General features: G+C 40.2%; 5 protein-coding genes. All 5 read right to left on the bottom strand.

Translation table 11 applies throughout. The features are described from left to right. Positions 1-405: 405 nt before the first annotated feature. Positions 406-1,842 (bottom strand): MFS transporter, encoded by a 1,437-nt coding sequence (locus tag B3P17_RS01585; RefSeq protein ID WP_291102880.1) that lies wholly within the window; start codon positions 1,840-1,842, stop codon positions 406-408. A gap of 9 nt (positions 1,843-1,851) precedes the next feature. Next, positions 1,852-2,526 carry a bifunctional 4-hydroxy-2-oxoglutarate aldolase/2-dehydro-3-deoxy-phosphogluconate aldolase gene (locus B3P17_RS01580; protein ID WP_291102878.1) on the bottom strand — a complete coding sequence of 225 codons (675 nt, stop codon included), beginning with the start codon at positions 2,524-2,526 and terminating at the stop codon, positions 1,852-1,854. Positions 2,527-2,681: 155 nt separating this feature from the next. Further along, a complete protein-coding gene (locus tag B3P17_RS01575; RefSeq protein ID WP_291102875.1) occupies positions 2,682-3,719 on the bottom strand; it encodes a sugar kinase in 1,038 nt (345 codons plus the stop codon). Between the two features lie 28 nt (positions 3,720-3,747). Further along, positions 3,748-4,902: a DUF4861 family protein gene (locus tag B3P17_RS01570; protein ID WP_291102872.1), complete on the bottom strand. Its 1,155-nt coding sequence runs from the start codon at positions 4,900-4,902 to the stop codon at positions 3,748-3,750. Positions 4,903-5,011: 109 nt separating this feature from the next. After that, positions 5,012-6,418, bottom strand: coding sequence for a glucuronate isomerase (gene uxaC / locus B3P17_RS01565; protein ID WP_291102869.1), 1,407 nt, complete (start codon positions 6,416-6,418; stop codon positions 5,012-5,014). Positions 6,419-6,651: the final 233 nt, after the last annotated feature.

The raw sequence follows: 6,651 nt of genomic DNA, 5'->3' as shown, positions 1-6,651 counted from the left end.
AATTAACACTGGATTTTCCACACTATCTCAAATGCTCCATAACTCAAACGGAAATATATATTTGTTGTCTGAGCTTTTGCATCATATAGGTAAAATCTAACACTAGCCATATTTGTTATTCTTTTCTCTCCACAAATCTATTGATTTTATAATTATCGTACGAATAATCATACGAATATTTTATATCTAATTTAATCTAACTTTGTCTTAGTTATTTCTAAATATCCGTATATGGCTATATACACTATGTTTCCGATAAAACCAAGTCGATTGAAAATAGATATTATTTAGTCCTAGTGAGACAACAAAACTAAAGAGGCTGTCCTTTTTTCTGGGGGACAGCCTCTTCCTCTTTTTAGAATAGCCTCATTTTATTAATCGACCTAGTGTGTAAAAATTAAAACCTTATAAATCAGTGATTGGTTTGTAATGAGGAACCAAGCTCTTCATTATAACCCAACCTATAAGATAGGCAAAAGCACATATACAGAATATAATAAAGTATCCTGCCGGCTTTCCTTCAAATCCCATAAATGTAAGCTGTACTTCGTCTGAGTAGACAAAGAGCTTTCCGGCAGACTTTTGTAAGATCATAGAGCTTATTCCTCCGGCCATACCGCCTATCCCTGTGATGGATGCAATAGCTCCTTTCGGAAACATATCTCCTATGGTAGAGAAAATATTAGCCGACCACGATTGATGTGCTGCACAGCCTATACCAATGGTTATGACAGGTAGCCATGGCGAAATAGTACCCAGCGGTTGCGCAAATAATACAACCAGCGGGAAGAAAGCAAAGATAAGCATCGCTCTCATGCGTGCGGCGTATGGATTCATTCCTGTCCTGTTCATGATGATGGTTGGTAATTTTCCTCCCAAAACGGAAAGCATGGTGATTGCATATAGCGTAAATATCAATGCAATACCCAATCCTTCGGAGGTCTTTATGCCAAACTGTGTATTCAGATATGAAGGTGTCCAGAAGAGGAAGAACCACCATACTCCGTCGGTCATAAATTTGCCTACTGCAAATGCCCATGTCTGTTTGTATGAGAAGCATTTCCAAAAAGGTATCTTCTTTTCATCCTCTGCTTTTCCGGTATCTATAATGCCTTCTTCATCTCGGTCTTGTTCTATGTATGCCAGTTCAGCTTCATTTACATGTTTGCTCTTTGCCGGTGCGTCATATATAAATATCCAAAATCCCATCCAAATAAAGCCTAATGCTCCAATTACGATAAAAGCCATTTCCCATCCCCAACACTTTGCCAGCAAAGGGATACTCAGAGGAGCGATTAATGCGCCAATGGATGCTCCGGCATTAAAGATGCTGGTTGCATAAGCTCGGTCTTTCTTCGGGAAGTATTCGGCCGTTACCTTGATTGCAGCGGGGAAGTTACCCGCCTCGCCCAAGGCTAATATACAACGGGCAAGTAAGAAACAATACATGCTAAATGTAGCGATTACTACAGCAACATCACCTGTTGCCGCAGCCAATTCTGCTGCACTATGCAGACCGACATGTGCTTCGGTTATCAGTCCGCAGACAGCATGAAGGCATGCTCCTACCGACCATACTCCGATAGCCCAGAGGAATCCTTTTTTGCTGCCCATCCAGTCGATAAAGCGACCTGCAAATAGCATACAGACCGCATATATAAAAGAAAACATGGAAGTGATTGTTCCGTAGTGGTTTTCATCCCAATGAAATTCAGGTTTTATAAATTCGTCCCAAGTAAGAGATAGTACTTGTCTGTCGAGATAATTGATCGTAGTAGCAAAGAAAAGCATCAGGCAGATGGTCCACCTGTAATTTGTCATTTTTGTTTTTCCGGTATTCATAAGGTGTTTTTATATTGTTTTTGCTTTCGCTATTATCTCAAGAGCCATCTTACACATTTGCGTTATTCTACCCCAATCTTTTGCTGCGATAATCTCTTTCGGGAATAGGTTTGAGCCCATACCGACACAAGTAACCCCAGCTTTAAACCATTTCGTCAGATTTTCTTCTGTGGGTTCTACTCCGCCTGTCACCATAATATTCGACCAAGGCATCGGAGCTTTTAGATTCTTCACAAATGAAGGACCTCCCACATCGCCTGCCGGAAATATTTTTACTACTTCTGCACCCAACTCTTGTGCATAACCAACTTCGGATACCGATCCACAACCGGGAATATATGCTACTTGCCTGCGGTTGCACACTTTGAAGATGTCGGGATTTAATAATGGGCCTACCACAAAGTTGGCTCCAAGCTGTAAAAACAAAGATGCTGTACCGGCATCGACAACAGATCCGATACCCAATATCATTTCGGGACATTCTTTGGCTGCCCACTTATTCAGCTCTCGGAATATTTCATGCGCAAAATCACCTCGATTGGTGAATTCGAATACTCTTACACCTCCTTCATAACAAGCATTGAGTACCTGTTTGGAGGTTTCAAGGTCGCTATGATAAAAAACAGGAACCATTCCTGTCTCTGCCATTACCTGACAGGCTTTTATTCTTGAAAATCGTGCCATCTATAGTCGTTTTATTTTAGAATTAAAAGGTATTATATCAAAAAGCAAGAACAAGCAAACAGGTATGTTTTACATATATATCAATAAAAACAATGGATCGAGTTATCATACCCGCTTGCTGTTCATATTTTAGTTGTTTACTATTTTTTCAATCTTTATCTTGAAACACGCCCCGAGCCATCCCCTTTCATCAGATTCTCTACTTCGGCTACCGTTACAAGGTTATAATCGGCATATATTGTATGTTTCAGACATGATGCTGCAACCGCAAAATCGAGAGCCTTCTGATCGTCAGCAGGGTAGGTGATAAGTCCGTAGATAAGCCCACCCATAAAAGAGTCTCCTCCGCCTACACGATCAACGATGTGTGTGATGTCATATCTTTTCGATTGATAAAGCTTATCGGAATATAAGCAGCCTCCCCATGTATTATGGTTTGCATTAATAGATCCACGCAATGTGATAATCACTTTCTTAGCACGTGGAAAGCGTTTCTTCAACTGAGTGCATACCGACTCAAATTCTGCGGCATCCACATCTCCTGCGGTATGTGCTACGTCAAAACCTTCGGGCTTGATACCGAAAACCTTTTCAGCATCTTCCTCATTGCCTAAAATGATATCACAACCTTCAACCAAGGCCGGCATAATATCAGAAGCTGTTTTGCCATATTTCCAGAGATTTTTTCTGTAGTTGAGGTCTGTAGAAACAGTAATACCTTTCTTGTTTGCTATTTTGATGGCTTCCAAGCACGCATCTGCCGCTCCTTGCGATAGAGCCGGTGTAATACCTGTCCAGTGAAACCATTGGGCATCTTTAAATACTTCTTCCCAGTCTACCATTCCGGGCTTTATGTCTGCCATCGCAGAATTTGCCCTGTCGTAGATAACTTTCGAAGCACGGGCTACTGCGCCAGTCTCCAGATAATAAATGCCTACACGGTCACCACCTCGTATAATATTCTGAACACCTACATTGTACTTTCTCAGATCAGAGATGCACCATTCTGCTATATCATTCTCAGGTAAGCGGGTTACATAGTCGGTAGAAATACCATAGTTGGATAGAGATACGGCTACGTTGGCCTCTCCGCCTCCAAATGTAGCATTCAGGTTTGTAGACTGTATAAATCTTTGATATCCGGGAGTACTAAGGCGTAGCATGATTTCCCCGAATGTTACTACTTTCTTCATTGTTTTGAATCTAATAATATTCTAGCGTTTAGTTATATTTAATTATCAATGGATGTTTTAAACCTTCCGAAAAGGTTTGGATATATCGCTCAAAATCACTCAACATAGGGAACCCAAATTCAGACCAACCATAACCTGTATAATATGTTACCGGAATGTTGGGTTGTTGGGCTGTAACTCCCAGAACATGAGTTTGTCTTTCTTTTTTGTTTGTTACAGGATTAATTATCTCATACGTGTCTATCTTGCTTTCTGTCATACCTTGAAGAAAAACAAGTCCTAGATATACGCCGGACGTTTTGGGCGTTGTTGGTTCTGCGTAAATAATATAGTTCTTGTCTAAAGAGCTGACAATTGAATCTCCCTTCTCTCGTTTAACAAAGCCGGCAGCTACAGGCATTGTTTCTTTTATGGTGTATGCCTGAATAACTTTTGATAATTGAGAGCCTGCATCTAACGAGATTGTTCTGCTTTCGGCTACAGATTGTCCGTTTATATTCAGATTATTATAAGTCAGTTTGAACGTTGTGCGCAATGGACCATTATCAAGGAGTTCTTCTGATACAAAGTTTTGGTTCAACCAAAGTTTGCTGTCTACATACGGAGACATAGCACCTGCCCCAAGGCTATAGCCTGCCTTATAATCATTGAGTCCTTCGCTCGGATCTTCTTGATAGGATATTGTTCCCGAAGCATCCTCTTTATACCATTTGTCTATGATAAGATTATTTGTGCGTTTGTACCAGATATTTATACCGTTCCCGGGACTATCTGTTTCAATACCGGCAGGACCATACATACGAAATGCCACACGATCGTTTTCCCAAACGAAGCCATCTTTATGTCCGGAAAGAAGCCGTCCGAATGTTTTAGGTGTAAAGTGTTGAATCTCTCCCGTTTCTATTATGAATGACTTTGACTCGTTTGCTTTTAATTGTGGTTGAAAAATAATCTTACGGTCGTATGTCACTTGCGAAGGTATAATTTCACCTTCGGTCGTTTTAATAATATAAACCAGACTGTCTGATACCACAATCCTATCCTTGATGCTATCGATGGGTATTTCTACTAATTCTGTCATCCGATCAAAATCTGTCGGGTTTTCGATCGAAATTATAACATCCTTCTCGGAACAAGCTAATAAGAATATCGTAGATAATATTATTAAATATAATTTCTTCATTTCTATTGATTTTTTGAGTTTACAATTCTGCTTAAGGTTTAATATAACTTGTCAGTAGAGAAAGTGCCCATATCGCCATCAGTCCGATTTTATATTTTAAGATTGATCTTTAGAACTTAAAGAAGTTTTTAGCATTGTAATATGATACGTCCTCAACCAATTTGCCCAGAAACGGTAATTCGGAATAGGGGAGTAACCCTTGTTCAACATCTGTTCCGATGAGGTTGCATAGTATACGACGGAAATACTCGTGACGAGGGTACGACAAAAAGCTTCGGGAGTCTGTTAGCATGCCCACAAAGCGGCTCACTAGTCCAAGATTTGATAGAGAATTTATTTGAGCTTCCATCCCCGCTTTTTGGTCGAGGAACCACCAGCCCGATCCGAACTGTATTTTTCCTGCAACAGAACCATCCTGAAAATTGCCAATCATGGTTGCAATCATATCATTATCGCGTGGATTCAGGTTATATATGATTGTTTTAGTCAATTTGTTGTCAACGTCCAGTCTGTCAAGAAACTTTGACAATGATTTAGCTACTGTAAAATCACCGATCGAGTCGAAGCCTGTATCTGCCCCCACTTGCTTAAACAGGCGAGTATTATTGTTTCGGATGACACCATAATGAAACTGCTGAGTCCAGCCTTTTTCCCAATCCATGATTGCCCCTTCTACGAGTATGGCAGATTTGAATTTGATGATCTCTTCTCGTGACAGCTCTTTGCCTCCATATACCTTGTTGAAAATGGTGTCTATTTCACTCTGAGTATAATCTTCTGCATAAAACTCTTCCATACCGTGATCGGAGAGCTTGCAGCCTACACCGGCAAAGAAGTCGTGACGTTTGCGGAGGGCAGTAATCAGGTCAGTAAAGTTACTGATTGATATGCCCGAAACTTCAGATAGCTTCTCTACATAGGTGCGAAATACATGAGGTACTTCTACCGCCATTACTTTATCGGGACGCCAAGTAGGGAGTACTTTTATAGAGAAGCCCTCATTCTTTAGGGCTACATGATACTCCAATGAATCTACAGGATCATCTGTTGTGCATACAGCCTCAACGTTGTAATGCTTCATCAATCCTCGAGCTGAGAATTCGGGCGTGCGAAGTTTTGCTGTGCACTCATCATATATCTCTTTTGCTGTCTCAGGTTTTAATAACTTGGTAACCCCAAAGGCGGTTTTTAATTCCAAATGCGTCCAGTGATATAGCGGGTTACGCATGGTGTAGGGCACTGTTTCTGCCCATTTCTCAAACTTTTCCCAATCGCTGGTATCTTTTCCTGTACAAAACCTTTCGCTAATGCCATTTGTACGCATTGCACGCCATTTATAGTGATCCCCACTCAACCAGATCTCTCCCAGATTGTCGAATTGATAATCTTCTGCAATCATTTTAGGATCGAGGTGACAATGGTAGTCTATAATAGGCAATGATTTAGCATGCTCGTGATATAACTGCTGAGCTGTTTCATTTTGCAATACAAAATTGTCATCTAGAAAGTGTTTCATGAGCTTTATGGTTTTATTTTCTTGAATCAGGTTTGCCAGTTAACTTCATTTATTAATTGTGTGCGCACACACAAATTATTGCAAATATAACTATTAATGATAACTAATCAATATGTGTGCGCACACATATTTTGTGCTGTGTAGAGTAAATAGCAATATAATAGATTGTTATAAAGTTTTTGATGGCTGAAAAATGTTTTAAAACATTTATATCGCGCCCCTCCGTAGAATAT

Origin of the sequence: Dysgonomonas sp. UBA7630 (assembly GCF_002483985.1) — a bacterium.
Taxonomy (GTDB): Bacteria; Bacteroidota; Bacteroidia; order Bacteroidales; family Dysgonomonadaceae; genus Dysgonomonas.
The sequence above is the reverse complement of the archived record's forward strand: the minus strand, read 5'-3'. Positions and strand labels throughout refer to the sequence as shown.

What these genes read in the sequence shown, in the direction of transcription:
- B3P17_RS01575 (WP_291102875.1), bottom strand. Translation starts at nt 3,719, where the DNA reads ATGAAGAAAGTAGTAACATTCGGGGAAATCATGCTACGCCTTAGTACT.
- B3P17_RS01585 (WP_291102880.1), bottom strand. Translation starts at nt 1,842, where the DNA reads ATGAATACCGGAAAAACAAAAATGACAAATTACAGGTGGACCATCTGC.
- B3P17_RS01570 (WP_291102872.1), bottom strand. Translation starts at nt 4,902, where the DNA reads ATGAAGAAATTATATTTAATAATATTATCTACGATATTCTTATTAGCT.
- B3P17_RS01580 (WP_291102878.1), bottom strand. Translation starts at nt 2,526, where the DNA reads ATGGCACGATTTTCAAGAATAAAAGCCTGTCAGGTAATGGCAGAGACA.
- uxaC (WP_291102869.1), bottom strand. Translation starts at nt 6,418, where the DNA reads ATGAAACACTTTCTAGATGACAATTTTGTATTGCAAAATGAAACAGCT.